This window comes from Streptomyces galbus (assembly GCF_005280195.1).
Classification (GTDB): Bacteria; Actinomycetota; Actinomycetes; order Streptomycetales; family Streptomycetaceae; genus Streptomyces; species Streptomyces galbus.
Genome location: NZ_SZPR01000019.1, coordinates 383,824 through 409,892 on the forward strand (window position 1 = coordinate 383,824; position 26,069 = coordinate 409,892).

General features: G+C 72.9%; 19 protein-coding genes and 1 tRNA gene. 8 read left to right on the top strand and 12 right to left on the bottom strand.

The genetic code is table 11. The features are described from left to right. Nucleotides 1-69: 69 nt before the first annotated feature. The 5 genes from E4U92_RS25045 to E4U92_RS25065 all read right to left on the bottom strand — a co-directional run bounded on the left by E4U92_RS25045 (nucleotide 70) and on the right by E4U92_RS25065 (nucleotide 4,498). Nucleotides 70-663: a 50S ribosomal protein L25/general stress protein Ctc gene (locus E4U92_RS25045; protein WP_137302698.1), complete on the bottom strand. Its 594-nt coding sequence runs from the start codon at nucleotides 661-663 to the stop codon at nucleotides 70-72. Nucleotides 664-861: 198 nt separating this feature from the next. Then, a complete protein-coding gene (locus tag E4U92_RS25050) occupies nucleotides 862-1,842 on the bottom strand; it encodes a ribose-phosphate diphosphokinase (RefSeq protein WP_137302699.1) in 981 nt (326 codons plus the stop codon). 133 nt (nucleotides 1,843-1,975) lie between these two features. Next, entirely contained in the window at nucleotides 1,976-3,421 is a 1,446-nt protein-coding gene (gene glmU, locus E4U92_RS25055; RefSeq protein ID WP_137302826.1) for a bifunctional UDP-N-acetylglucosamine diphosphorylase/glucosamine-1-phosphate N-acetyltransferase GlmU, read from the bottom strand. A gap of 125 nt (nucleotides 3,422-3,546) precedes the next feature. Further along, nucleotides 3,547-3,617 (bottom strand) — tRNA-Gln (locus E4U92_RS25060). An 11-nt stretch (nucleotides 3,618-3,628) separates the two neighbouring features. Next, nucleotides 3,629-4,498: a hypothetical protein gene (locus E4U92_RS25065; RefSeq protein ID WP_137302700.1), complete on the bottom strand. Its 870-nt coding sequence runs from the start codon at nucleotides 4,496-4,498 to the stop codon at nucleotides 3,629-3,631. A 160-nt stretch (nucleotides 4,499-4,658) separates the two neighbouring features. On the opposite strand from E4U92_RS25065, the gene E4U92_RS25070 reads away from it, so the two are divergent. Then, entirely contained in the window at nucleotides 4,659-5,972 is a 1,314-nt protein-coding gene (locus E4U92_RS25070; RefSeq protein WP_137302701.1) for a sensor histidine kinase, read from the top strand. A gap of 37 nt (nucleotides 5,973-6,009) precedes the next feature. Here E4U92_RS25070 and E4U92_RS25075 read toward each other — a convergent pair whose 3' ends face one another. Both E4U92_RS25075 and E4U92_RS25080 read right to left on the bottom strand, forming a co-directional pair. Continuing rightward, nucleotides 6,010-6,504 (bottom strand): SUKH-3 domain-containing protein, encoded by a 495-nt coding sequence (locus E4U92_RS25075; RefSeq protein WP_137302702.1) that lies wholly within the window; start codon nucleotides 6,502-6,504, stop codon nucleotides 6,010-6,012. Between the two features lie 83 nt (nucleotides 6,505-6,587). Continuing rightward, nucleotides 6,588-7,211 carry a YwqJ-related putative deaminase gene (locus tag E4U92_RS25080; RefSeq protein WP_373311504.1) on the bottom strand — a complete coding sequence of 208 codons (624 nt, stop codon included), beginning with the start codon at nucleotides 7,209-7,211 and terminating at the stop codon, nucleotides 6,588-6,590. A 368-nt stretch (nucleotides 7,212-7,579) separates the two neighbouring features. Between E4U92_RS25080 and E4U92_RS25085 the strand changes: the two genes are divergently transcribed. The 3 genes from E4U92_RS25085 (at nucleotide 7,580) to E4U92_RS25095 (ending at nucleotide 12,332) form a co-directional block, all read left to right on the top strand. Continuing rightward, the gene (locus tag E4U92_RS25085; protein WP_137302704.1) at nucleotides 7,580-8,608 is read left to right on the top strand and encodes an SMI1/KNR4 family protein; all 1,029 of its coding nucleotides are present in this window, start codon (nucleotides 7,580-7,582) and stop codon (nucleotides 8,606-8,608) included. A gap of 8 nt (nucleotides 8,609-8,616) precedes the next feature. Continuing rightward, nucleotides 8,617-11,268 carry an SUKH-4 family immunity protein gene (locus E4U92_RS25090; RefSeq protein ID WP_137302705.1) on the top strand — a complete coding sequence of 884 codons (2,652 nt, stop codon included), beginning with the start codon at nucleotides 8,617-8,619 and terminating at the stop codon, nucleotides 11,266-11,268. Nucleotides 11,269-11,447: 179 nt separating this feature from the next. Then, complete coding sequence (locus E4U92_RS25095) at nucleotides 11,448-12,332, top strand: coiled-coil domain-containing protein (RefSeq protein WP_137302706.1); 885 nt, start codon at nucleotides 11,448-11,450, stop codon at nucleotides 12,330-12,332. A 130-nt stretch (nucleotides 12,333-12,462) separates the two neighbouring features. On the opposite strand, the gene E4U92_RS25100 is transcribed toward E4U92_RS25095, so the two are convergent. The 3 genes from E4U92_RS25100 to E4U92_RS25110 form a co-directional block, all read right to left on the bottom strand. Next, nucleotides 12,463-14,133 (bottom strand): sodium/solute symporter, encoded by a 1,671-nt coding sequence (locus E4U92_RS25100; protein WP_137302707.1) that lies wholly within the window; start codon nucleotides 14,131-14,133, stop codon nucleotides 12,463-12,465. Then, a complete protein-coding gene (locus E4U92_RS25105) occupies nucleotides 14,130-14,639 on the bottom strand; it encodes a DUF485 domain-containing protein (RefSeq protein ID WP_137302708.1) in 510 nt (169 codons plus the stop codon). Before E4U92_RS25105 ends, E4U92_RS25100 begins: the two co-directional genes overlap by 4 nt. A 210-nt stretch (nucleotides 14,640-14,849) precedes the next feature. Further along, the gene (locus E4U92_RS25110) at nucleotides 14,850-16,352 is read right to left on the bottom strand and encodes an MFS transporter (protein WP_137302709.1); all 1,503 of its coding nucleotides are present in this window, start codon (nucleotides 16,350-16,352) and stop codon (nucleotides 14,850-14,852) included. A 460-nt stretch (nucleotides 16,353-16,812) separates the two neighbouring features. Between E4U92_RS25110 and E4U92_RS25115 the strand changes: the two genes are divergently transcribed. From E4U92_RS25115 to mfd, 3 genes are all read left to right on the top strand, one after another. Next, nucleotides 16,813-17,601, top strand: coding sequence for an ABC transporter ATP-binding protein (locus E4U92_RS25115; RefSeq protein WP_137302710.1), 789 nt, complete (start codon nucleotides 16,813-16,815; stop codon nucleotides 17,599-17,601). Further along, on the top strand, nucleotides 17,598-20,177 hold the full coding sequence (locus tag E4U92_RS25120; protein ID WP_137302711.1) for an ABC transporter permease: 2,580 nt from the start codon (nucleotides 17,598-17,600) through the stop codon (nucleotides 20,175-20,177). The genes E4U92_RS25115 and E4U92_RS25120 overlap by 4 nt, the downstream gene beginning before the upstream one ends. Before the next feature lie 231 nt (nucleotides 20,178-20,408). After that, on the top strand, nucleotides 20,409-23,942 hold the full coding sequence (gene mfd, locus E4U92_RS25125) for a transcription-repair coupling factor (RefSeq protein ID WP_137302712.1): 3,534 nt from the start codon (nucleotides 20,409-20,411) through the stop codon (nucleotides 23,940-23,942). Nucleotides 23,943-24,052: 110 nt separating this feature from the next. Here the strand turns inward: mfd and E4U92_RS25130 are convergent, their stop codons facing one another. Beyond that, nucleotides 24,053-24,238 carry an antitoxin gene (locus tag E4U92_RS25130; RefSeq protein ID WP_137302713.1) on the bottom strand — a complete coding sequence of 62 codons (186 nt, stop codon included), beginning with the start codon at nucleotides 24,236-24,238 and terminating at the stop codon, nucleotides 24,053-24,055. 210 nt (nucleotides 24,239-24,448) lie between these two features. Between E4U92_RS25130 and E4U92_RS25135 the strand changes: the two genes are divergently transcribed. Beyond that, nucleotides 24,449-25,177, top strand: coding sequence for an HNH endonuclease family protein (locus E4U92_RS25135; RefSeq protein WP_137302714.1), 729 nt, complete (start codon nucleotides 24,449-24,451; stop codon nucleotides 25,175-25,177). Between the two features lie 66 nt (nucleotides 25,178-25,243). On the opposite strand, the gene E4U92_RS25140 is transcribed toward E4U92_RS25135, so the two are convergent. Then, the gene (locus tag E4U92_RS25140; protein ID WP_137302715.1) at nucleotides 25,244-26,047 is read right to left on the bottom strand and encodes a hypothetical protein; all 804 of its coding nucleotides are present in this window, start codon (nucleotides 26,045-26,047) and stop codon (nucleotides 25,244-25,246) included. Between the last annotated feature and the right edge of the window lie 22 nt (nucleotides 26,048-26,069).

The following is a 26,069-nucleotide window of genomic DNA, read 5'->3' on the forward strand; positions in this document are numbered from 1 at the left end:
TCTCCTTGATACGCGCCAGCCGCTGCCCCCCGGGAGGAACAGCGGCTGACCAGTGGGTGATCGTGAGGATCAGGCCTCGGCGGCGGCCTCGTCGCCCTCGGACCCCTCGCCCTCGGACTCCTCCGCCTGCGCGGCGAGGACCTGCAGGACGACCGCGTCGTCCTCGACGGCCAGCGTGGTGCCCTTGGGCAGCTCGATGTCCTTGGCGAGCACGGAGTCACCGGCGGCCAGGCCCGCGATGGAGACGGTGACGCCCTCGGGGATGTGCGTGGCCTCGGCCTCGACCGGCAGCGCGTTCAGCACGTGCTCGAGCAGGTAGGCACCCGGGGCCAGCTCACCCTCGGTCTGCACCGGGATCTCGACCGTGACCTTCTCGCCGCGCTTGACCAGCAGCAGGTCCACGTGCTCCAGGAAGCCCTTCAGCGGGTCGCGCTGCACGGACTTCGGGATCGCCAGCGCGGTCTCGCCGCCGAGGTCCAGGGCGATCAGGACGTTCGGCGTGCGCAGCGCCAGCAGCAGGTCGTGACCCGGGAAGGTCAGGTGGACCGGCTCGGTGCCGTGCCCGTACAGGACACCCGGAACCTTGTTGTCACGGCGGATGCGGCGGGCGGCACCCTTGCCGAACTCGGTGCGCGTCTCGGCGGCGAGCTTGATCTCGGACATGATGATCACTCCTCGTAGGAAGCGGAACGGACGGGGTCACCCGGCCAACGAACGGCCTGCTACGAAGAGCGCGTCGATAACGGATCGCCGTACATGAGTACGGCCTCCCTCGCCGAGCAACTCGAGAAGCTTACCCGGCGGGGAGGCCGCACCCCAAAACGATCACCGGCCGCGGTCAGCGCAGCCGGTGCAGAAACCTCACTGCTCGTCGAACAGGCTCGTCACCGAACCATCCTCGAACACCTCACGCACCGCACTCGCGATCGTCGGAGCGATCGACAGCACCTTGATCTTGTCCAGCGCGTCACTCAGCTCACCCGGCGTCGGCAGCGTGTTCGTGAACACGAACTCACTCACCCGCGAGTTCTTCAGCCGGTCCGCCGCCGGACCCGACAGCACCCCGTGCGTCGCCGTCACGATGACGTCCTCCGCACCGTGCGCGAACAGGGCGTCCGCCGCCGCACAGATCGTGCCACCCGTGTCGATCATGTCATCCACCAGGACGCACACCCGGCCCTCGACCTCACCCACGACCTCGTGGACGGTCACCTGGTTCGCCACGTCCTTGTCACGCCGCTTGTGCACGATCGCCAGCGGCGCACCCAGCCGGTCGCACCAGCGGTCCGCGACCCGCACCCGGCCCGCGTCCGGCGACACCACCGTCAGCTTGGCGCGGTCCACCTTCTCGCCCACGTAGTCCGCCAGCAGCGGCAACGCGAACAAGTGATCCACCGGACCGTCGAAGAAACCCTGGATCTGATCCGTGTGCAGATCCACGGTCAGCAGCCGGTCCGCACCGGCCGTCTTCATCATGTCCGCGATCAGCCGCGCCGAGATCGGCTCACGGCCACGGTGCTTCTTGTCCTGCCGCGCATAACCGTAGAACGGCACGATCACCGTGATCGACCGCGCCGACGCACGCTTCAGCGCGTCGATCATGATCAGCTGCTCCATGATCCACTTGTTGATCGGAGCCGTGTGGCTCTGGATCAGGAAGCAGTCCGCACCACGCGCCGACTCCTGGTAACGGACGTAGATCTCGCCATTGGCGAAGTCGAAGGCCTTCGTCGGGACGACCCCGACACCCAGCTGGTGGGCGACCTCCTCGGCAAGCTCGGGGTGGGCGCGGCCGGAGAAGAACATCAACTTCTTCTCGCCGGTCGTCTTGATCCCGGTCACAGCACTGTCTCCTCAGAGGTGTCTCAGCCGGCTCACGACAGGCCGCGCCGCTGGGCGCGGCGAGCCGTCTCAGCTGGTGGGGTGCGGGTGTGCACTTATCACGGTACGCCGTGTTCGACGCACGCGTTTCCGGTCAGTCCTCGCGCCCGCCCTCACGGGCCGCCGCCTCGGCAGCCCGCGCCGCCGCACTGCCCGGACGCTTACGGGCCACCCAGCCCTCGATATTCCGCTGCTGGCCACGGGCCACGGCCAGCGAACCGGGCGGCACATCCTTGGTGATCACGGAGCCCGCCGCGGTGTACGCGCCGTCCCCGATCGTGACAGGAGCCACAAACATGTTGTCCGAACCCGTCTTGCAGTGCGACCCCACCGTCGTGTGGTGCTTGGCCTCACCGTCGTAGTTCACAAACACGCTCGCCGCACCGATGTTCGAGTACTCACCGATCGTCGCGTCCCCCACATACGACAGGTGCGGCACCTTCGTCCCCTCACCGATCGACGCGTTCTTCGTCTCCACGTACGTCCCGATCTTCCCCTTCACCCCCAGCCGCGTCCCCGGCCGCAGATACGCGAACGGCCCCACCGACGCCCCCGCACCGATCTCCGACCCGTACGACACCGCGTTGTCCACCCGCGCCCCCGCACCCACCACCGTGTCCGTCAGCCGGCAGTTCGGACCCACCTCGGCCCCCTCCGCCAACCGGGTCGCACCGTGCAACTGCGTCCCCGGATGCACCACCACATCCCGCTCGAACGACACCGTCACATCCACCCACGTCGTCGCCGGATCCACCACCGTCACACCCGCCAGCATCGCCTCGGCCAGCAACCGGTCGTTCAGGATCCGCCGCGCCTCACTCAACTGCACCCGGTTGTTGATCCCCGCGATCTCCCGGTGGTCCGCCGCCACCGACGCCCCCACCCGGTGCCCCGCCTCCCGCAGGATCCCCAGCACGTCCGTCAGGTACTCCTCACCCTGACTGTTGTCCGTCCGCACCTGCTTCAGCGCACCCGCCAGCAACGCACCGTCGAACGCGAACACACCCGAGTTGATCTCCCGGACCGCCCGCTGCTCCTCCGACGCGTCCTTGTGCTCCACGATCGCCGTCACCGCGCCCGTCGCGTCCCGCACGATCCGGCCGTACCCCGTCGCGTCCGGGACCTCCGCCGTCAGCACCGTCACCGCGTTGCCGTCCGCGCCGTGCGTCTCCGCCAGCTGCCGGAGCGTGGCCGCCGTCAGCAGCGGGGTGTCCCCGCACACCACGACCACCGTCCCCTCCACCGCACCACCGAGCTGCTCCAGGCCCATCCGGACCGCATGCCCCGTGCCGTTCTGCTCCTCCTGGACGGCCGTGCGCACGCCCGGGTCGATCTCGGCGAGGTGCGCGGTGACCTGCTCGCGCGCGTGCCCGACGACGACCACGAGGTGCTCGGGGTCCAACTCGCGGGAGGCGGCGAGGACATGACCGACGAGGCTGCGACCGCAGATTTCGTGCAGGACCTTGGGTGTGGCCGACTTCATACGGGTGCCCTCACCCGCTGCGAGAACGACGACGGCTGCCGGGCGAATGGCGCTCACGGAGTTGCCCTTCGGCTGTGTAGGGGTGGGGACACCCGAAGGATACCGGGGCGTTGACGGGGGGACATGGGAGCGGGCCCCGACCTGGAGGTCAGGACCCGAACTGCGCTTGGGTGCGCTGTGAGCTCCCGGAGAAGGATTCGAACCCTCATTCAACGGACCAAAACCGTTTGTCCTACCCTTAGACGATCCGGGATGGTTGAGCCGCTATGTCCGATTTTGATGATCGCGTGCGGCGACAGCCCCTACTATGCCGTACCAGGCGCCCTCCATGCGACGGTACAAGTCGGCGCTCTGCAACACGTAGATGATCAGACAGCCGCGGTAGTTCTCCGAGGTGTTCTTCCGCACCGTCTTCGGGTTGTGCTTCTTGAGGATGACCTTCTGGAGGACGGACCGCTCCACGCCGACCACGTCGGCCCAGAACTGTTCCGCCCCGGTCACGTCGGCTGATTCGTGGATGCTGACCCGGTAGCGCAGGCGCTCACGGTCCACTCCCAGGGCGTCGAGCCATCTCAGGAAGAACCTGATCACGTTCGGGTCGCTGTTGATGAAGTGCAGCCGCTCACGGCGCGCGTACGACTTGTCTTTCGCCCCCTCCGCCCAGTAGAGGGCCACACCCGTCAGGAACACCTCGCTGTCGGACAGCTCCCCGACGGCTTGCCGGGCGGCGGCCTTCGCGTGCCGGCGTTCTTCCTCGCGCCGCCGCAGCCTGGCTTCCCAGCCGCGCTTGGCGATGGCCGACGCCTGTTCGGTGCTGCGCTTGCGTTCCGGCTTCGGCAAGTCGCGTACCCACAGGGAGATCGAGCTCTTGGAGACGCCCAGTTCCACTTGGATCTGGTCGTACGTGCGGCCCTGGAGGCGCAGCTCCCGCGCCCGGGCGCGGAGGTCGTCCTTGGCGCGGGGGCGCTTCGTCCAGTCGGGGGGTGGTTCGCCTTCGAGGAGGCGGTTGAGGAGGTCGTTGTTGTCGACGTGCAGGCGGTCGCGGATCTGGCGGCGGCTGAGGCCGGCCCGCCGCAGCGCCAGTGCCTGTGTCCGCAGGCCCTCGAAGTCGGCGTACTTGGTGGTCATGGGCATACCGTCCGGGCGGAATGTAGCGTTCCGTGGTCGAACAGGGGTGGTTCAGTAGTTCGAGTGAAAGCGGGGGGTTTCGGAGTTATTCGATTACGGAGTGTGGTGTAGGCCAGTCGGAGAAACTCGCCGGAAAAGGCGGGGTCGGCTTCCGTAGGCTGGAGGCATGACCACGACGGGGGAAGAGCACGAGGCGGCCCGGGGAGGGCCGTGGTGGTGGGCCAGGTGGCGCAGCGCCGTGCTGGACGGGGCGCTGGCCGCGGTGTCGGCGGTGGAGTGCGCGGTGGAGGGGGTTCCGTTCGCGCGGGACGCGGGGATCGCGCCGGTGGTGGGGGTGGTGTTCGGGCTGCTGGCGGGTTCGGTGCTGGTGGTGCGCCGGCGGTGGCCGATCGCGGTGGTGCTGGTGGCGATCGCGATCACGCCGGCCGAGATGGGCTTCCTGATGGGGGTCGTCGGCCTGTACACGCTGGCGGCGTCGGAGCTGCCGCGCCGGATGATCGGTTCGCTGGCGGGGATGTCGCTGGTGGGGACGTTGATCGTGACGTTCGTGCGGGTGCGGCAGGACATGGCGCGGGGTGATCTGACGCTGGGTGACTGGTTCGTGCCGTTCGCGTCGATCACGACGGCGATCGGGATGACGGCGCCGCCGGTGCTGCTGGGTCTGTACGTGGGGGCGCGGCGGCGGTTGATGGAGAGTCTGCGGGAGCGTGCGGACAGTCTGGAGCGGGAGCTGCAGTTGCTGGCCGAGCGTGCGGAGGAGCGGGCCGAGTGGGCGCGGGGTGAGGAGCGGACGCGGATCGCGCGGGAGATGCACGACGTGGTGGCGCACCGGGTGAGTCTGATGGTGGTGCACGCGGCGGCGTTGCAGGCGGTCGCGCGGAAGGATCCGGAGAAGGCGGTGCGCAACGCGGCGCTGGTGGGGGACATGGGCCGGCAGGCGTTGACGGAGCTGCGGGAGATGCTGGGCGTGCTGCGCAGCGGGGACGGGGTGCGCGGGGGGTCGTCGTCGGCGGTGCCGGCGGCGGTGGAGGTGGCCGCGGCGGTGGCGGTGTCGCGTGCGGTGGCGGAGGAGGCCGCGGTGGAGGGGCCGTGTCTGTCGGACGTGGAGGAGTTGGTGGGGCAGTCGGCGGCCGCGGGGATGGTGGTGGACCTGTCGGTGGAGGGGGAGGCGCGGTCGTACGCGGCGGAGGTCGAGCAGACGGCGTTCCGGGTGGTGCAGGAGGCGTTGACGAACGTCCACAAGCATGCGGCGGGTGCGAAGACGTACGTGCGGTTGGCGCACCGGGTGTCGGAGATCGCGATGCAGGTGGAGAACGAGCCGCCGCCGGAGGCGGGGTCGGCGTCGTCGGCGCGGTTGCCGTCGGGGGGGAACGGTCTGGTGGGGATGAAGGAGCGGGTGGTGGCGCTGGGCGGGGTGTTCGTGTCGGGGCCGACGGAGGCGGGGGGTTTCCGGGTGTCGGCGGTGATTCCGGCGTCGTAGGCGGGTCGTGGGCCGGTGGGGTGGTGGGTCAGCCTGATCAGCCGGTGGTGAGGCGGGTGGGGCGGGTGCCGGCGATGAGGGTGCCGAGGGCGTGGTCGATGTCGGGGCCGAGGTACCAGTCGCCGGTGTGGTCGAGGGCGTAGACGCGGCCTTCGGTGTCGATGGCGAGGAGGGCGGCGGTGTCGGTCTCGGTGCCGAGGGGGCTGATCCCGGTGTCGAGGGCGCGGCCGAGGTCGCCGAGGGTGCGGGCCTGGTGGAGGCCGTGCAGGGGGTCGAGGTGGAAGGTGGCGGGGGCGAGTTGGCGGCCGGGTCCGGTGGGGGTGATGTGGAGTCCGCCGAATTCGGCCCAGGCCTCGACGGCGGCGGGGAAGACGGCGTGGCGGTGGCCGGCGGGTGAGGTGTGGTCGCGCAGGGTGTCGGCCCAGATCTCCGCTTGTCTGATGTCCCAGCGTCCTGGTTGCCAGCCGGCGTCGCGCAGGGCGGCGTCGACGGGGACGGGGAAGCGGGTGGTCGAGGTGCGGTCGGTGTGCATCTGCCCTTCGTTCGTCGAGGTGGTGGACCGGCGGCGGGGCGCGGTGGGGCCGCCGTGGTGCGGTCTTCCTTGCGGTGGTGGGGTCAGTGGTGGGTCGGGGTGGGGTCGACGATGCGGACGCCGAAGTGGGCGCTGAGGGCGGTGCAGGCGCGGCAGGGGGTGGCGAAGGTGCCGTGCAGGGGGTCGCCGTCCTCGCGGATGTGGCGGGCGGTGAGTTTGGCCTGTTTGAGGGCTTTGCGGGCTTCGCCGTTGGTCATGGGTCTGCGGGCGGCGCGTTTGCTGCGGGCGGCGTCGGCGGCGGCGATGTGGCGGGAGATGAGGAGGGTCTCGGCGCAGCGGCCGGTGAAGCGGTCGCGCTGGCCGCTGGTGAGGGTGTCGAGGAAGTCCTGGACGAGGGGGTGCAGGGCGGGGGGTTCCTCGCCGCGGGCGGCGGTGCAGGTGAGGGTGGCGCCGCGGACGGAGAGGGCGGCGCCGACGGTGGGCAGGATGCCGTCGCGGCGGTGGCGCAGGGTGGGTGCGTGGGGGGTGTCGGCGGTGCTCCAGCCGACGCGGGGGTCGCCGGTGGCCGGGACGCCGGTGGCCGGGGCGGCGGCGGGTGCGGGGACGGGGGCGGTGGGGGTGCGCGGTCCGTCGTGCGGTGCCGTGTGCGGTGGTGCGGGTGGCTCCGTCTGGGGGCCGCGGTGCGGTCCCGTCTGTGTCGCGCTCATGATCGTCATCCCCTCCTGAGCATCCCCCGGGCGGACCCAGGGTGCCAAATCGCGTGGCTGGTGGGGAAGCTGGGGCGCTGCGACACGCCAGCGGCGGGGTGGGTGGTCACGTGGGGGTGACGGCTGGTCACGCTGGGGGAGGGGGTGGGGCGGGTGCGGGGGTGACGGGGGTGGTGCGGGGGTGCGGGGTTCGAACGGAGGGCCGGTGACCGGGGTCGCCGTACCGCATAGGCTGTCGGCACCGCGACAGGCGCGGTCAACGCGCGTCGGTGCCGTTGAGACAGTCGAATACGGTCCGTGGTGTGCCGGTTCCGGGTGTGGAGCCGGTGGCCGGGGGCCGTCACGGAATGCCGCAGGGGGCAACCGCCATGACGACAGGTCGGCTCGGGCTGGGGGTACCTCCCGGCCGCCAGGCCCAGGGACACGCCGCGCCGCCGAACGCGGCCTATGCCGGGCAGGTCGTGCACTTCCCGGACCCGGTGCGGGCCGCGCGCCATCCGAGGGGAGTGCGGGTGGACGAGCACGGTTACCCCGACTTCTCGCCGTACGCGCGGGCGGCCGCGGAGATCGCGGACCCGCCGGAGGGGTTCGGCGTCGACGAACTGCGGTTGACGGACTGCGTGTCGGCGAACGCGGCGTCGGCCGCGGCGGGGCACGAGTTGTGGGACACGCTGCCGAACGTGGCGACGCCGCACGGCTGGACGTGGCACCACGTGGTGGGCACGCGGCGGCTGGAGCTGGTGCCGGTGGAGGTGAAGGCGCTGCTGCGGCACCACGGTGGCGTCGCGACCGCCCACGTCGACCAGGGCAAGCGCGGGACGCGTCCGCTGCAGGAGACGCGCCCGGCGCACTTCCGGCTGCCGAAGTCGGGTGTGGCGGTGACGGAGGCGCAGGTGCAGGGCGTCGAGGAGGACCTCGGCTACCGGCTGCCGGGCGCCTACCGGTCGTTCCTGAAGGCGGCGGGCGGGTGTGCGCCGGTGGGGGCGGCGCTGGACGCGGAGTTGGGGCTGCTGCTGGACCAGCCGTTCTTCACGGTGCGGGACGAGGCGGCGGTCAACGACCTGGTGTACGTGAACAAGTGCCTGCGCGACCACCTGACGAAGGACTACCTGGGGGTGGGGTTCGTGCAGGGCGGTCTGCTGGCGGTGAAGGTGAAGGGCGAGCGGGCCGGTTCGGTGTGGTTCTGCGCGTACGACGACGTGCGGGACGTGGATCCGGGGTGGTCGCCGGCGGAGCGGGTGGAGCGGTTGCTGCTGCCCGCCGGTGAGGACTTCGACGCGTTCCTGTCCCGGCTGGCGGGCGATCCGCCGGAGTTGGAGACGGTGGCGAATCTGATGGTGGACGGCGGCTTCGCGCGTGCGGTGCCGGTGTCCTCGGTGTCTGCGGCGGGGGAGTGAGCCGGGCCATGGTGACGTTCGCGCAGGCGCAGGAGCGCGCCGAGGAGTGGATCAACGGGGACGTGCCCGCGTACCAGCACCGGGAGGTGCGGGTGCGGGAGTTCGAGCTGGGCTTCGTCGTCTGGGGCGAGGACCGGGCGGACGGGCCGCGGTCGGACGCGGGCGGTCAGCGGCTGGTGATCGCCCGGGACAGCGGGGAGGCCACGCTGTGGCCGGCGCTGCCGGTGGGCGAGGTGATCCGCCGGTACGAGGAGGAGTACGGCCGTCCCGAGGACGCGCCGCAGCCGGCGCCGGCCGCGGCGCGGGTGGACCTGAACCAGACGTCGTTCCTGCTGTCGCCGCCGGAGTGGCTGCAGGAGGCGGCGGACAAGCTGGGCATCCCGGACCGGCGGGAGCCGTCGGGGAGTTCGCCGTCGGCGGCCGCCGCGTCGGGGACGGACGGCGCCGGTACGGGCGCCGGGGCCGCGGCCGCTTCTGCTGCCGGGGGTGCGGTGACGCCGGATCCCTCGCTGCCGCGGACGCAGGCGGGGGTGCCGGGCGGGGAGGGCGCCGGAGCGGAGCCCGGTGCCGGTGTGCCTGCCGCTTCCGTGTCCGGCGCGTCCGCTGCGCCCGCCGCTCCCGTCGGGGCGACGCCCTGGGCGGGGACGGACACCAACGCCGATGCCGGCGACGACCGTTCCGTGCCGCTGCCCGCGACCGTGTTCGCGCCGCCGCTGAGCGGCTCGGACGACGAGCCCCGGCCGCCGGTCGCGCCGCCGGACGCCAAGACGGCCCTGATCTCGGGCGGCAGCCAGCTCCCGCCGACGGCGTTCGCGCCGGCGCTGGACGACCCGCACGCGCCGGACGCGCAGGGCACGCCGCCCACGCCGCCCGCCCCGCCGTCCGGTCCCTCGTACGGCTACCCGCAGGGCCCCGGTGCCGGAGCGGGTCCCGCGGGCGCGCCCCAGGACGGCCCGGGCGCGCCCGGACGCCCGCTCGCGCCCCACGCCGGTGACATCGCCGACGCGGCCACCAGCAAGGCGGCCCCGCCGCCGCGGCGCGGGGGCGGCGCCACGCCTCCGCCCCCGCCGGGAGTGCCGGGTGCGCCGGGCGCGCGGGCGGGCGGTACGCCTCCGCCGCCGTCGGCGCCGGGTGGGGGCGGGTACGTGGCGACGCAGTTCGTGTCGTCGCTGGGCCCCGACGGCCCCGAGGGTGCTCCGGGCGCTCCGGGTGCGCCGGCCCCGCCCCCGCCGCCGGGCGCGCCGGTCGGCACGCCGCCGGGCGGTGTGCACCATGCGGAGACGATGTTCGCCGACCCGAACCGGCCGGGTGCCGGGCCGGTGCCTCCGCCTCCGCCGGGCATGCCGGGTGTGCCGGGAGCCCCGCAGGGCCCCTCCGCCCCCGCGCCGCAGCAGCCCCCGGCCGCACCCGGCGCCCCGCAGGTGCCCGGTGCGCCCGGTGCGCCCGGTGGGCCGGGTGCTCCCGGTCGGCCCGGCGGGCCCCGCGGGGCCGTGCACCACGCGGAGACCGTCCTGGCCGCACCCCCGGTGGGCGGTCCGGGCGCGCCCCCGCCGCCGCACGCCCCCGGCGCTCCCGGGATGCCTCCGGGCGCCCCCGGTCCGGTGCCCCCGGGCGCCGTGCCGCCGCCGGGCGTGCCGGTGCCGGGGCAGCCGCCGGCGTACGGGTACCCGCAGCAGCCGCCCGGGCAGCCGACGGTGGGCCCCGGCTACCAGGCGGTGCTGCGCTACCGCGCGCAGGACGGCTCGGAACAGCAGCTCATCCGGCGTTCGGCGCCGGGGACGCCGCACCCGGAGTGGCAGATCTTCCACGAGCTGCGGGCGATGAACGTGCCGCCGGACCAGGTGCTGGAGCTGCACACCGAGCTGGAGTCGTGCGAGCTGCCGGGCGCGTACTGCGCGCGGATGATCCGGGAGCAGTGGCCGCAGGCGCGGATCACGAGCATCGCGCCGTACGGCACGGACCACGCGAGCCGGCAGCAGGGGATGCAGCAACTGCTGGCCCATCAGGGCGAGTTGCACCAGGTGGCGGATGGTCCCGCGCGGCCCGCGCCGGTGCGGGCGCCGCTGCCGCCGGTGCACCCGGCGCCGCCGCTGCCGCCGGAGGCGGTGGCGCAGGAGTTGGGGGCGGCGTTCGGGCCGGGGATCTTCCGGTTCGAGCAGGCGGCGGTGTCCCGGCAGGGCGTGCCGCCGATCGTCGCGCACGCGCTGGTGGTGGCGGGCCTGCCGGTGGACGTGGGGCCGTTCTTCTGGGCGCAGGCCCAGCCGGGCCGCCCGGTGCCGACGCTGGCGGAGCTGGCGCAGGAGCGCGGGGTGCAGCCGGCGCCGGACGCCGGGTCGTACCTGGTGATGGGCAGCGACTTCGGCAAGGCGCTGTGTGTGCAGTACGGGACGGCGAACATCGTCGCGGTGCCGGTGGAGGCCGGTCCGGGCGGGGCGCCGGTGCCGCCGCAGTTCGTGAACACCGGGCTCGTGGAGTTCCAGCGGTGCCTGGCCCTGCTCGGGCGGATGTGGCGGCTGCGGTTCGGGCTGAACCAGGAGCAGGCGGGCCGCTGGACCGTGGACTTCCAGGCGCAGCTCGCCGCGCTGGACCCGGCGGCGCTGGGCTCGCCGGAGAGCTGGTGGTCGGTGCTGCTGGAGCAGATGTGGGACGGCCTGCTGTGAGGTGAACGTCCCGCCCTGCGCGGTGCGGTGGGGGCCGGGCCCGGTCGTACGACGGGGCCCGGCCCTCCGCTGTGTCCGGGGTGGTGCGTGTCCGGTGCTCGGAGTGTCGGGTTAGAACACTTATGTCCGATACCTCAAGATGTGCGGAACGTCGTTCGGACATCGTTTGGGGTTCCAGGATGAGCAGCGCACCGGTGTCGCCGTACGGGTTCGTGGCCGTCCGCGGGCGGGGGTACCGGCCCGCGCAGGTGGAGGCGCACGCCGCCGGGATCTGCGCCGAGCGGGACGCGGCGTGGGAGCGCGCCGCCCGGCTGACGGTGCTCGCCCGGGAGATGGAGTCCGAGGTGGAGCGGTTGCGCGAGGCCGTCGGGCGGCTCGCGCCGCAGACCTACGACGCGCTCGGGGAGTCGGCGCGGCACCTGTTCCGGCTCGCGCAGGAGGAGGCCGCGGCCGTGCGGGAACGCGCCCGGCAGGAGGCGGACGAGCGGGTCGCCCGGGCCGAGGAGCGCGCCCGGGCGGTGCGCGGGGCGGCGCAGGAACGGGCGGACGCACTGCGTGCCCAGACCGAGGAACGCGCCCGCGCCCGGCTGCTCGCCGCGCAGACGGAGGCGGACGCGATCCGTGTCACGGCCCGTGCGGAGGTCAAGGAGAGCCGGGCCGAGGCCCTCGAGGGGCTGCGCGAGCTGCGGCGCCGCACCGAGGCACTGCTCGCCGAGCAGGAGAAGGAGCAGGCCGAGCGGTGGGCCGCGGTCGAACGCGAGGAGGCCGAGCGGGCCGCCGCCCTCGACGCCGAGCACGCCCGGCGGGCCGCGCTCGCCGAGGCCGCACTGGCCCGCGCGGAGCAGGAGTTGGCCGACGCCGAGGAGGCGGACCGGCGCGGGCAGGAGGAGGCCGACGCGCGGGCCGCCGGGATCCTGGCCGCGGCCCGGCAGCACGAGGAGAGCGTCGCCCAGGAGACGGAGCGGATCCTGCGCGAGCACGGGGCGGTGTGGGACGACGTGTGCGCCCACATGGACCACATGCGCACCAGCCTGACGGCGCTGACGGGGCGCACGGTCGACTGACCGCGACCGCGACCGCGACCGCGACCGCGACTGAGGCGGAGCCGGAGCCGGAAGCAGGGAGCGGGAATGCGGGAGCGGGGAGCCCGGGGCCCGCTCCCGCCCCGCCCTCAGGCCCCGCCCGCCCCCGCCCTCACGCTCCCCGTCCGCCCCCGCCCCCGCGCACCGCGCCCGCCAGGATCCAGCTCTCCACCGCTTCGTACTGGCGGCGCTGTTCCTCCGCCTTCGCGCGGCCCGAGGCGAGGGTGCCGAGCCAGCCGAGGGCGAAGCCGAGCGGGATGGTGAGGAGGCCGGTGGTGGTGAACGGGAACCAGGTGAAGTCGGCCTCGGGGAAAGCCGATCCCGGCGCGCCGGAGACCAGCCGGGTGCCCGGCATCACCGCCAGCATCGCCAGCGTGCCGCCGATCAGCGTGGCGAGCAGGCCGGTGCGGGTGTAGCGGCGCCAGAAGAGGCTGTAGACCAGGGCCGGGGCGAGGGCCGAGGCGCCGATGCAGAAGCTGAGGGTCACCAGCGGCTGGAGGCTGCGGTGCTGGATCTGCGCGGCCAGCAGCACCGTCGGGACGCCGACCGTCAGCGCGGACAACCGGGCCAGCAGCATCTCGCGGCGCGGGGACGCCTCGTGCCGCCGGGAGGCGAACACGTCGTGGGCCAGGGAGTTGGCGCAGGCGAGGATCATCCCGGCGACGGAGGCGAGGACGGTCAGGAAGATCGCGGTGGTGACCGTGGTGAACAGCAGCGTCTCCCCGGTGGAGACGTCCACGCCGAGGGCCGCGCGCGAGCCCAGCAGGTAGGCGGTGTTGCCCTGCGGGTCGGCGCCGGCGATCACGGCCCGCCCGACCAGGGCCGTCGCACCGAACCCGACGACGGTGATCACCAGCACGAACAGCACCACGCAGGACACCGCCCAGGACAGCGAGCGGCGCACCTGGCGGGCGGTGGAGGCGGTGTACGTGCGCATGGTGATGTGGGGCAGGCAGGCGCCGCCGAGGACCACCGACAGCTCGGCGCTGATCATGTCGAGGTCGGCGTACGGCCCGCCGCCGAACTGCAGGCCGGAGCGCAGGAACGCGTCGCCGACCCCGCTGCCGCGGGCAGCCGCCTCGAACAGGGCGCCGGGCTGCCAGTCGAACCGGGCGAGGATCAGCAGCGCGACGGCGGCACCGGAGCCCAGCAGCATCACGATCTTCACCATCTGGATGAGGGCGGTGCCCTTCATCCCGCCGATCGCCGCGTAGCTGATCATCAGCACGCCCATGCAGAGGACACAGCCGGTCTGCAGGGAGTCGCCGGAGAAGCCCAGGATGAAGGCGAGCAGTTGGCCGGTGCCGGCGAGCTGCACCAGCATCATCGGCAGCAGCGCGGCGAGCGTGACCAGGCAGGCCGTGATGCGCACCGCCCGCCCGGGCATCCGGCGGGCCAGCACGTCGCCCATGGTGAACCGGCCCGCGTTGCGCAGGGGTTCGGCCAGCAGGAACATCAGCAGCATCAGCGACAGCGCCGTGCTGAGGGCGAGGACGACCCCGTCGTAGCCGGCCAGCGCGATCACTCCGCCGGTGCCCAGCACGGTGGCCGCGGAGATGTAGTCGCCGGCGATGGCCAGGCCGTTGCGCAGCGGGGACAGGGAGCGGTAGCCGGTGTAGAACTCGTCGAGGTCGTCGCGGTCCGGGCCGGTCATCACGCACAGCAGCAGGGTGACGGTGGCGACGGCGGTGAAGGCGACGAGGGACATGGTCTGCGCTCCGCCGCCGAAGTCGGTGACGGCGGAGGCGAGTTCGGCGGGCGCGGCGGGGCGGGGCGCGGTCATCGCCGTGCCTCCCGCCGGGCGTCCACCTCGGCCTGGTGGCGGATGCGCCGGGCCAGGGGGTCGACGTGGCGGCGCGCGGTGTGCTCGTAGAGGGCGATCGCCAGCAGGGTGACGGGGAGTTGGGCCAGGGCGAGCAGCAGTCCGGCGGGCAGGCCGTCGGCGACGCGGGCGGTCGTCACCGACGGTGCGCACGCCGACAGGACGAGGAAGACGAGGAAGTAGCCGAGCGCGGTGAGCGTGGCCACGCGCCGCTGCCACCGGTAGGCGGTGCGCAGGACCCGCAGGTCGCTGTGGTGCCCGAGCGGGGCGTGCTGCGGCTGCCGGCGCGGCGCGGGCCCGGGCGGAGGCGGGGCGGGGGCGGGGGCGGGCTGCCAGGGGTAGGTGAGGTGCGGCTGCCGGTGCGGCTGCGGGTGTGGCTGTGGCTGTGGCTGTGGCGAGGGGCTCGGCGGGGAGGCGGCGTACGGCGGTGGGGTGCGGTGGGGCGGGGGATACGGGTCGTGGGACATCCCGGACTCCTTGCGCGGCTCGGGTCCGTGGCGGCGGACCGCAGGGAGGTGGGGGGTGCGGGCCACGCACGCTACTCGCCGGTCACCCGCCGCGCGGGGTTTTCAGCAAACTGGGTGGTCGGTATGCGCTTACTGCGCGACGACCGGGCTGACCTGCGGGTGTTACCGAAGGTTACGCCGCAACTGCCGCCGTTCCGGGACCCGGTGCCCTCAGTCGTCGGGCTCCGTCAGCACCGGGAAGCGCCGCGGGGCCACCAGCAGCAGGACCAGGAAGGCCAGCGCGGCGGCGCAGGCGGCGCCCAGGTAGACCGCGTGCACCGCGTCCGCGACCGCCCGCCGCGTGGCCTCCGCCACGGCCCCGTCGTCCAGCCCGCGCGCGACCGCGTCCAGGTCGCCCGCGCCGCCCAGCCGCGCGGCCAGCACCCCGTTGGCCACCGCGCCGAACAGCGCAGCGCCCACCGTCTGGCCGGTCTGCCGGCAGAACAGCACCGACGCGGTCGTGGTGCCCCGCTCCGACCAGGCCACCGTGGACTGCACCCCGACGATCAGCGGCAGCTGGAACAGCCCGAGCGCCGCCCCGAGCAGCAGCATCAGCAGCGTCGGCTGCCAGGCCGCGCCCGGGTACGGCAGGAACGGGAACGCCAGCAGGACCAGGGCGGCCGCGCCGATGCCGAGCAGCGCGGTGTTGCGGAAGCCGATCCGCCGGTACACGTGCTGGCTCAGCGCCGCCGACACCGGCCAGCTCACCGTCCACACCGACAGCACGAACCCGGCGGCCACCGGCGCGAGTCCCAGCACCGCCTGGGCGTACGTCGGCAGGAACACCGTCGGCGCCACCATCAGCAGCCCCAGCGCGCCGAGCGCGAGGTTGACCGCGGCGATCGTGCGGCGCCGCCACACCCACCCCGGGATGATCGGCTCGGCCGCCCGCCGCTCCACCAGCACCACCACCGCCACCAGGGCGAGGCCCAGGCCGAACAGGGCGAGGGACGGCGCCGACAGCCACGCCCACGCCACCCCGCCCTGCACCAGCGCGGTCAACAGCACGCCCCCGCAGGCGAACACCGCCAGCGCCCCCGCCCAGTCGACCCGCGCACGGTCCGCCGACTCGCGCTGCGGCTCGTGCAGGTGACGGACGATCAGCCACAACGCCACCGCGCCGATGGGCAGGTTGACCAGGAAGATCCACCGCCAGTCCGCGTACGCCGCGAGCACCCCGCCCAGACCCGGCCCGGCGACCGCCGAGACCGCCCACACCGTGGACAGCTTCGCCTGGATCTTCGGCCGTTCCCGCAGCGGGTACAGGTCGGCGGCCAGCGTCTGCACCGTGCCCTGCAGCGCCCCGCCGCCCAGCCCCTGCACGACCCGGAACGCGATCAGCGCGCCCATGTCCCACGCCAGCGCGCACAGCAGCGAACCCAGCAGGAACACCGCCGCGCCCGCCACCAGCACCGGCTTGCGGCCGAAGGTGTCGGACAGCTTGCCGTAGACCGGCAGGGTCACCGTCACCGCCAGCAGGTAGCCGGAGAACAGCCAGGAGAACACCGAGAAGCCGCCCAGGTCGCCGACGATCTGCGGGACGGCGGTGGAGGCGATCGTCGAGTCGAGCGCGGCCAGCGCCATCGCCAGCATCAGCGCGGCGACCACGGCGCCCCGCCGGCCGGGTTCGGTTCGTCGCGCGGTGTGCGGCGCCGCCGGTTTCGTGGTCCCCACCGGACCCCCTCCTCGTTTTCCGGTGCCCCTTGCATCTATGTGCGGGACACAGCTTCCCACCAGGGCGGCCGGTCGCGGGAGGTGGAGCGGCCCCCGAGGGGGTCTCCACCCGTCGGTGGAGGGCCCCTAGGGGTTCCTCCGCATCAGGGGTCGGGGAGGGCTCGTCCCGACGGAGGACGAGAGCGGGGCCCGGCCGTCCTTAACCTGGCTTTACGCCGAGGGGGCGGGCAAGCACCACCGGCCGGTGGTGGGGATAACCCCCCACGAAGACGGGTCCGGGCACCAGCGCGCCGGACCACCGCCGACCGCCAGACTCTGGGACAGGCCGAGGGGCCCGGGAGACCGGGCACCACCGGCACGACGGCACCGGCCGCACGCGGCACCACCCGCACTGCGGCACCCGTACGACCCGCACCGCGCACCGGTGCGGCCATGTGATGACCGACATAGGAGACTTACCGTGACATCGGCTGTGACCATTCCCAGGCACGGGGGCAGTGGAGGGCGTACGGCCGTTGCCGCGCGGGCGCGGCAGGTCGTCAAGGCGTACGGGTCGGGGGAGACCCGGGTCGTCGCGCTCGACCACGTCGACGTGGACATCGCCCGCGGCCAGTTCACCGCGATCATGGGCCCCTCGGGGTCCGGCAAGTCCACCCTGATGCACTGCCTCGCCGGTCTCGACACCGTCACGTCCGGGCAGATCTACCTGGACGAGACCGAGATCACCGGCCTGAAGGACAAGAAGCTCACCCAACTGCGGCGCGACCGCGTCGGGTTCATCTTCCAGGCGTTCAACCTGCTGCCCACGCTGAACGCGCTGGAGAACATCACGCTGCCCATGGACATCGCCGGCCGCAAGCCCGACCGGGCCTGGCTGGACCGGGTCGTGGAGACCGTCGGCCTGGCCGGCCGGCTCAAGCACCGCCCGACCCAGCTCTCCGGCGGCCAGCAGCAGCGCGTCGCGGTGGCCCGCGCCCTCGCCGCGCGCCCCGAGATCATCTTCGGCGACGAGCCGACCGGCAACCTCGACTCGCGGGCCGGCGCCGAAGTCCTCGGCTTCCTGCGCAGATCGGTCGACGAACTGGGCCAGACCATCGTGATCGTCACCCACGACCCGGTGGCCGCCTCCTACGCCGACCGCGTGCTGTACCTCGCCGACGGCCGCATCGTCGACGAGATGTTCAACCCGACCGCCGAGCAGGTCCTGGACCGCATGAAGGACTTCGACGCCCGGGGGCGCACGTCATGACCGTGCTGAAGACCTCGATGCGCAACTTCTTCGCGCACAAGGGCCGCATGGCCCTGTCGGCGGTGGCCGTCCTGCTGTCGGTGGCCTTCGTCTGCGGCACCCTCGTGTTCACCGACACGATGAACACCACCTTCGACAAGCTCTTCGCCGCGACCTCCTCCGACGTGACGGTCAGCGCCAAGGAGGCCTCCGACACCGGCGAGACGACCTCCGACACCGGCAAGCCGCCGGTCATACCGGCCGCCGCGCTCGGCACGGTCCGCTCCGCGCAGGGCGTGAAGGCGGCGGAGGGCACCGTCTTCTCCACCTCGGTGACCGTCGTCGACGCCGACAAGGACAGCCTGTCGCCGTCCAGCGGCGCCCCGACCATCGTCGGGAGCTGGAACGCCAACGACGCCCGCACCATGAAGATCACCTCCGGCGCGGCGCCGCACGGCTCCGGCCAGGTCATGGTCGACGAGGACACCGCCGACAAGCACCACCTGCGGCTCGGCGACGAGATCGCCGTGATCAGCGCCCTCGGCACGCACACCGCGAAGATCTCCGGCATCGCCGCCTTCCAGGTCACCAACCCCGGCGCCGCGATCTTCTACCTGGACACGCCGACCGCGCAGCGCACCCTCGTCGGCGCGACGGACGTCTTCACCAACGTCAACGTCACCGCCGCGGCCGGGGTGAGCGACGCCCAGCTCAAGAAGAACGTCACCGCCGCGCTCGGCGGCGACTACAAGGTGCAGACCGCCAAGGAGACCGCCGACGCCAACCAGAAGAGCGTCGGGGACTTCCTGAACGTGATGAAGTACGCGATGCTCGGCTTCGCCGGGATCGCCTTCCTGGTCGGCATCTTCCTGATCATCAACACCTTCTCGATGCTGGTCGCCCAGCGCACCCGCGAGATCGGCCTGATGCGGGCCATCGGCTCCTCCCGCAAGCAGGTCAACCGGTCGGTGCTGGTGGAGGCCCTGCTGCTGGGCGTCGTCGGCTCGGTCCTCGGGGTCGGCGCGGGCGTCGGCATCGCGGTCGGCCTGATGAAGCTCATGGGCCAGATGGGCATGCACCTGTCCACCGACGACCTGACCGTCGCCTGGAGCACCCCGGTCCTCGGCCTGGTCCTGGGCGTCGTCGTCACCGTCCTGGCCGCCTACCTCCCGGCCCGCCGCGCCGGCAAGGTCTCCCCGATGGCCGCGCTGCGCGACGCCCACGCCCCCGCCGACGCCCGGGCCGGCCTGGTCCGCGCCGTGATCGGCCTGGTGCTCACCGGCGCCGGCGGCTACGCCCTCTACGTGGCCGCGAACGCCGACAAGGCCAGCGACGGCTCGCTGTGGCTCGGCCTCGGCGTCGTGGCCTCCCTGATCGGCTTCGTCGTCATCGGCCCACTCCTCGCGGGCGGCGTCGTCCGGGTCCTGGGCGCGGTGCTGCTGAGGGTCTTCGGCCCCGTCGGCCGCATGGCCGAGCGCAACGCCCTGCGCAACCCGCGCCGCACCGGCGCCACCGGCGCCGCACTGATGATCGGCCTGGCGCTCGTGGCCTGCCTGTCGGTGGTCGGCTCCTCCATGGTCGCCTCCGCGAGCGACCAGCTCGACAAGACCGTCGGCACCGACTTCATCATCCAGTCCGACAGCGGGCAGGTCATCACCCCGCAGGCCGTCCAGGCGATCAAGAACACCCGCGGCCTGGAGCGGGTCACCGAGTACAAGACGCTCGACGTGAACCTGACCACGCCCGACGGCAAGGTCTCCAAGGACGAGACGATCAACGCGGCCGACCCGACGTACGCGAAGGACCTGCGTACCAAGACCGTCGCCGGCGACCTGGCCGACGCCTACCGGCCCGACTCGATGTCCGTCTTCGAGGGCTTCGCGAAGGACCACGGCGTCAAGCTCGGCTCCACCGTCTCGGTCGCCTTCAAGGACGGCAGGACGGCGAAGCTCACGGTCCGCGCGATCACCAGCGACGACGTCGTGATCGACAAGGGCGCGATGTACGCGTCGATCGCCACCGCCGCCAGGTACGTCCCGGCCGACAGATTGCCGCTGGACCAGCTCGTCTTCGCCACGGCGAAGGAGGGGCAGCAGGACGCCGCCTACACCTCGCTGAAGTCGGCGCTGCACGACTACCCGCAGTACACCGTGCGCGACCAGACCGACTACAAGCAGGCGCTGAAGGACCAGATCGGGCAGCTCCTCAACCTGATCTACGGCCTGCTCGCCCTCGCGATCATCGTCGCCGTCCTCGGTGTGGTGAACACCCTCGCCCTGTCGGTGGTCGAGCGCACCCGGGAGATCGGCCTGATGCGGGCCATCGGCCTCTCCCGCCGCCAGCTCCGCAGGATGATCCGCCTGGAGTCGGTGGTGATCGCCCTGTTCGGCGCGCTGCTCGGCCTCGGCCTGGGCATGGGCTGGGGCGCCACCGCCCAGCAGCTCCTCGCCCTGGAGGGCCTGCAGGTCCTCGACATCCCCTGGCCGACGATCATCGGCGTCTTCATCGGCTCCGCCTTCGTGGGCCTGTTCGCCGCGCTGATCCCGGCGTTCCGCGCGGGCCGCATGAACATCCTGAACGCCATCGCGACCGAGTAACGCCCGCCGCACCCGCGGCCACGGAGCACGGGGGAGCGGGGGACACGGGGGAACGGGCCCGGTGCCGGGAGTCTTGGGGGACTCACGGCACCGGGCCCGTCGCCTTTTCCCCACCGCCCGGAGGGATCCGGCACCGGCCCGCCCACCGTCGTACGCTGGACACCCAGACCCCCGGCCCGTGACACGCGTCGGGCCCGTCGTGTTGCCCACCCCCCTGGAGAAAGCCCCTCCATGAGCCTGCACGGTCTGCTCGACGCCGTAGCCAAGGACACCGCCCTCGCGGAAGCGATCACGGCGGCCCGCGACGGCAACCGCCCGCACGTCGACCTCGTCGGCCCCCCGGCGGCCCGCCCCTTCGCGGTGGCCGCCCTGGCCCGGGACTCGGCCCGCACCGTCCTCGCGGTGACGGCGACCGGCCGCGAGGCGGAGGACCTGGCCGCGGCCCTGCGCTCGCTGCTCCCGCCCGAGGGCGTCGTGGAGTACCCCTCGTGGGAGACCCTCCCGCACGAGCGCCTGAGCCCCCGCAGCGACACCGTCGGCCGGCGCCTGGCCGTCCTGCGCCGCCTGGCCCACCCGCGCGCCGACGACCCGGAGACCGGCCCCGTCTCGGTGGTCGTCGCCCCCGTCCGCTCGGTGCTCCAGCCGCAGGTCAAGGGCCTCGGCGACCTGGAGCCGGTCGCCCTGCGCAGCGGGCAGACCGCCGACCTGGACGACGTCGTCCAGGCGCTGGCGGCAGCGGCGTACGCCCGCGTGGAGCTCGTCGAGAAGCGCGGCGAGTTCGCCGTGCGCGGCGGCATCCTGGACGTGTTCCCGCCCACCGAGGAACACCCCCTGCGCATCGAGTTCTGGGGCGACGACGTCGAGGAGATCCGCTACTTCAAGGTCGCCGACCAGCGCTCCCTGGAGATCGCCGAGCACGGCCTGTGGGCACCCCCGTGCCGCGAGCTGCTGCTCACCGACGAGGTGCGCGCCCGCGCCCGTGCCCTCGCCGAGGAACACCCCGAGCTGGGCGAACTGCTCGGGAAGATCGCCGAGGGCATCGCGGTCGAGGGCATGGAGTCGCTGGCCCCGGTGCTGGTCGACGACATGGAGCTGCTGCTCGACGTCCTGCCCGGCGGCGCCATGGCCGTCGTCTGCGACCCCGAGCGGGTGCGCACGCGCGCCGCCGACCTGGTCGCCACCTCCCAGGAGTTCCTGCAGGCGTCCTGGGCGGCCACCGCCGGCGGCGGCGAGGCCCCGATCGACGTCGGCGCGGCCTCCCTGTGGTCCATCGCCGACGTCCGCGACCGGGCGCGCGAGCTGGACATGATGTGGTGGTCGGTGTCGCCGTTCGCGGCCGACGAGTACACCGACACCGACACCCTCAAGCTCGGCATGCACGCCCCGGAGACCTACCGCGGGGACACCGCGAAGGCGCTCGCCGACACCAAGGGCTGGCTCGCCGACGGCTGGCGCACGGTGTTCGTCACCGAGGGCCACGGCCCGGCCGCCCGCACCGTGGAGGTCCTCGGCGGCGAGGGCATCGCCGCCCGCCTCGACAACGACCTCGGCGAGATCAGCCCGTCCGTGGTGCACGTCTCCTGCGGCTGCATCGAGTACGGCTTCGTCGACCCGGCGCTGAAGCTGGCCGTCCTCACCGAGACCGACCTGACCGGCCAGCGCACCGCCGGCCGCGACGGCGCCCGGATGCCGGCCCGCCGCCGCAAGACCATCGACCCGCTCACCCTGGAGGCGGGCGACTACATCGTCCACGAGCAGCACGGCGTGGGCCGCTACATCGAGATGGTGCAGCGCACCGTGCAGGGCGCCACCCGCGAGTACCTCGTCGTCGAGTACGCCCCCGCCAAGCGGGGCCAGCCCGGCGACCGCCTGTACATCCCCACCGACCAGCTGGAGCAGATCACCAAGTACGTCGGCGGCGAGGCCCCCACGCTGCACCGGCTCGGCGGCGCCGACTGGACCAAGACCAAGGCCCGCGCGAAGAAGGCGGTCAAGGAGATCGCCGCCGACCTGATCAAGCTGTACAGCGCCCGCATGGCCGCGCCCGGCCACGCCTTCGGCCCGGACACCCCCTGGCAGCGCGAGCTGGAGGACGCCTTCCCGTACGCGGAGACCCCCGACCAGCTCACCACCATCGCCGAGGTCAAGGAGGACATGGAGAAGTCGGTCCCGATGGACCGGCTGATCTGCGGCGACGTCGGCTACGGCAAGACCGAGATCGCGGTGCGCGCCGCGTTCAAGTCCGTCCAGGACGGCAAGCAGGTGGCCGTGCTGGTGCCGACGACCCTGCTGGTGCAGCAGCACTTCGGCACGTTCTCCGAGCGGTACGCGCAGTTCCCCGTGAACGTGCGCGCGCTCAGCCGCTTCCAGACCGACACCGAGGCCAAGGCCGTCCTGGAGGGGCTGCGCGAAGGCTCGGTGGACGTCGTCATCGGCACCCACCGGCTGTTCTCCTCGGAGACCAAGTTCAAGGACCTGGGCCTGGTCATCGTCGACGAGGAGCAGCGCTTCGGCGTCGAGCACAAGGAGCAGCTCAAGAAGCTGCGCGCCAACGTCGACGTGCTGACCATGTCCGCGACGCCGATCCCGCGCACCCTGGAGATGGCGGTCACCGGCATCCGCGAGATGTCCACGATCACCACCCCGCCGGAGGAGCGCCACCCGGTGCTGACGTTCGTCGGGCCGTACGAGGAGCGGCAGATCGGTGCGGCGATCCGGCGCGAACTGCTTCGCGAGGGCCAGGTCTTCTACATCCACAACCGGGTCGAGTCCATCGACCGGGCGGCGGCCAAGCTGCGCGAGATCGTCCCCGAGGCGCGCATCGCCACCGCCCACGGCCAGATGTCGGAGGCGGCGCTGGAGCAGGTCGTCGTCGACTTCTGGGAGAAGCGGTTCGACGTGCTGGTGTCGACGACGATCGTCGAGTCCGGCATCGACATCTCCAACGCCAACACCCTCATCGTCGAGCGCGGCGACAACTTCGGCCTCTCCCAGCTCCACCAGCTCCGCGGCCGGGTGGGGCGCGGCCGCGAGCGCGGCTACGCCTACTTCCTGTACCCGCCGGAGAAGCCGCTGACGGAGACCGCGCACGAGCGCCTGGCGACCATCGCCCAGCACACCGAGATGGGCGCCGGCATGTACGTGGCGATGAAGGACCTGGAGATCCGCGGCGCGGGCAACCTCCTGGGCGGCGAGCAGTCCGGCCACATCGCGGGCGTCGGTTTCGACCTGTACGTGCGGATGGTCGGCGAGGCGGTGGCCGACTACCGGCGGCAGCTCGAGACCGGCGAGATCGAGGAGGAGGCCCCGCTCGAGGTCAAGATCGAGCTGCCGGTCGACGCGCACGTCCCGCACGAGTACGCGCCCGGCGAGCGGCTGCGCCTGCAGGCGTACCGGGCGATCGCCGCCGCCAACTCCGAGGAGGACATCAAGGCCGTCCGCGAGGAACTCGCCGACCGCTACGGCAAGTTGCCCGAGCCGGTGGAGAACCTGCTGCTGGTGGCCGGGCTGCGGATGCTCGCCCGGGCGTGCGGCGTCGGCGAGATCGTCCTGCAGGGCACCAACATCCGCTTCGCTCCGGTGGAGTTGCGCGAGTCGCAGGAGCTGCGCCTGAAGCGCCTGTACCCCGGCTCCGTCATCAAGCCGGCGGCGCGGCAGGTCCTCGTACCGCGCCCGAAGACCGCGAAGGTCGGCGGCAAGCCGCTGGTCGGCCGCGAACTGTTGGGCTGGGTGGGCGAGTTCCTGGCGTCGGTGCTGGGCTCGTGACGTCCTCGGCGCACACCTGAGGGGGCCCGGCAGGGGGCGGTCGGCTGGACGCCGCCCTGCCCGGCCCCGGGGTCCCGCGTGGACCGGGAGAGTGCCTGGGCCCTCGGGGCCTACGGCTGTTCGGGCCGGTCGCGGTCCATGCCGAGCGCGCCCTCCGCCTTGTGCTGCGCGTCGTCGACCTGGCTCTCGTACTTGCCGCCCGTCCTCTCGTTCACCTTCTTCTCGGCGGCGTCGGACAGGGACCCCGCCTTGTCCTGCGCCTGGCGGTTGCTCTTGAACCTGTCGAAGATGCCCATCCAGAGCTCCTTCCGGGGGGTGACTCCACACTCGACCATATGCACGGCTTGCCGGACATGACCACTTGTGGGCGGATGTGGTCCAGACCTCCCGCCGGCCCCCGCGCCCGCGCTCGCTACGGTGTACGGGCCGTCACCCGGGGAATCCGCCCTGTGGCGGGCGGGCCGTAGGGCCGGGCAGGCGGTAACAGGCGGGAAGGGGAGGGGCGCGTGAAGCGTCTGAGGGGTGGGGCGGCGATCGCCGCGGTGCTGCTGTGCACGCTCACGGGCTGCAAGGACGACCTCGCCGGGAGCGGCACCACGGGCGGCCCCGGCGGCACCCCGGCCGCGACCGGCGGTGCGGCGCTGGCGGCGGCCGAGGCCCTGCCGGTGAAGGGCAGGGCGCCCAAGACCGGTTACACGCGCGAGAAGTTCGGCACCGCCTGGGCGGACACCGACTCCAACGACTGCGACACCCGCGACGACATACTGAAGCGGGACCTGGAGGAGGTCCGGTTCACCGGCGGCAAGTGCAAGGTGTCGTACGGCGTACTGGAGTCGGACCCCTACTCGGGCAAGTCCGTCACCTACCGGCGCGGCCGCAGCCAGGTCGACATCGACCACGTCGTCGCCCTCTCCGACGCCTGGCAGAAGGGCGCCAAGTACTGGGGCGCGAGCAAGCGCATCGCCCTCGCCAACGACCCCCTGAACCTGGTCGCCGTCGACGCGAGCACCAACCGCTCCAAGGGCGACGGCGACACGGCGACCTGGCTCCCGCCGAACAAGGCGTACCGCTGCACCTACGTCGCCGCGCAGGTCGCGGTGAAGAGGAAGTACGGCCTGTGGGTCACGGGCGCGGAGAAGTCCGCGATGAAGAAGGTCCTCGCCACCTGCCCCGCCCAGAAACTCCCCACCGGCGGCAACCCGACGAACGCTCCGGAACGCTTCCGGGCGGGCTGAGCGGGCCGGACGGGCTCAGTGGGCCGGTGACCGTGTGCTGCCGCGCCGGTCGTGGGGTCGTGCGGGTCAGCCCAGCTCGTCCAGGTCGAGGATCTTGCCGCTCGGCTTCTGCGCCGGGACGGGCTTCTCGTAGTCGCTGAAGGCGAGCGTGCCGGGGTCGCCCGCCGACGCGCTGTCGATGCGCAGCAGGTACGGCTCACCCTGGGTCGCGACGTACACCGTGTACCGGTCCTTGCCGTCCTGCTCGGTGAGCACGATCGCGGGCGTGCCGTCGACCGTGGTCGTCCTGCCGCGCGTCGCCGCCGAGGAACCCTCGTCCGCGCCGCCGAGCACGGTGTCCAGGTCGCAGAAGCCGGAGATGTCCATGGCGTCCTTGCCGGTGGCGGACGTCTTGGTCCACTTCCCGGCGAGCATGGTCACCACGGCGTCCGCGGTGTCCTTCGACTCGCCCTTGCTCTGCGCACGCAGGAACGCCTCGTCGTACTTCATGTAGATGGTGTCGCCGGTCTTGATCAGGTCGGCCCTGCCCTGGCCGTTCATGCTCAGCGAACCGGCGCACTCGCCCTTCTTGTCGAGGGCGACGTCCAGGGTGATCGTGCCATCGCTCTCGTCGTCGGGGACGTCACCCTTCAGCCGCAGCGACGAGGCGCCCGTGGTGGCGGTCAGGGCCCGGTCGGCGATCTGGCCGCCGGTCAGCCCGGCGAAGGGCTCCTTTTCCTTCTTCTCCTTCTCCTTGGCCGCCGGCGAGGCGTTCGTGCCGGCGGTGCGGGAGGCGCCGTCGGACGAGTCCGACGACCCCGACCGGCAGCCGGTGAGGACGGTGGCCGTCGCGGCGGCGATGCAGAGGGCGGCGAGTGTGGTGCGGCGCATGGCGATTCCTTGGCGTGTTCGA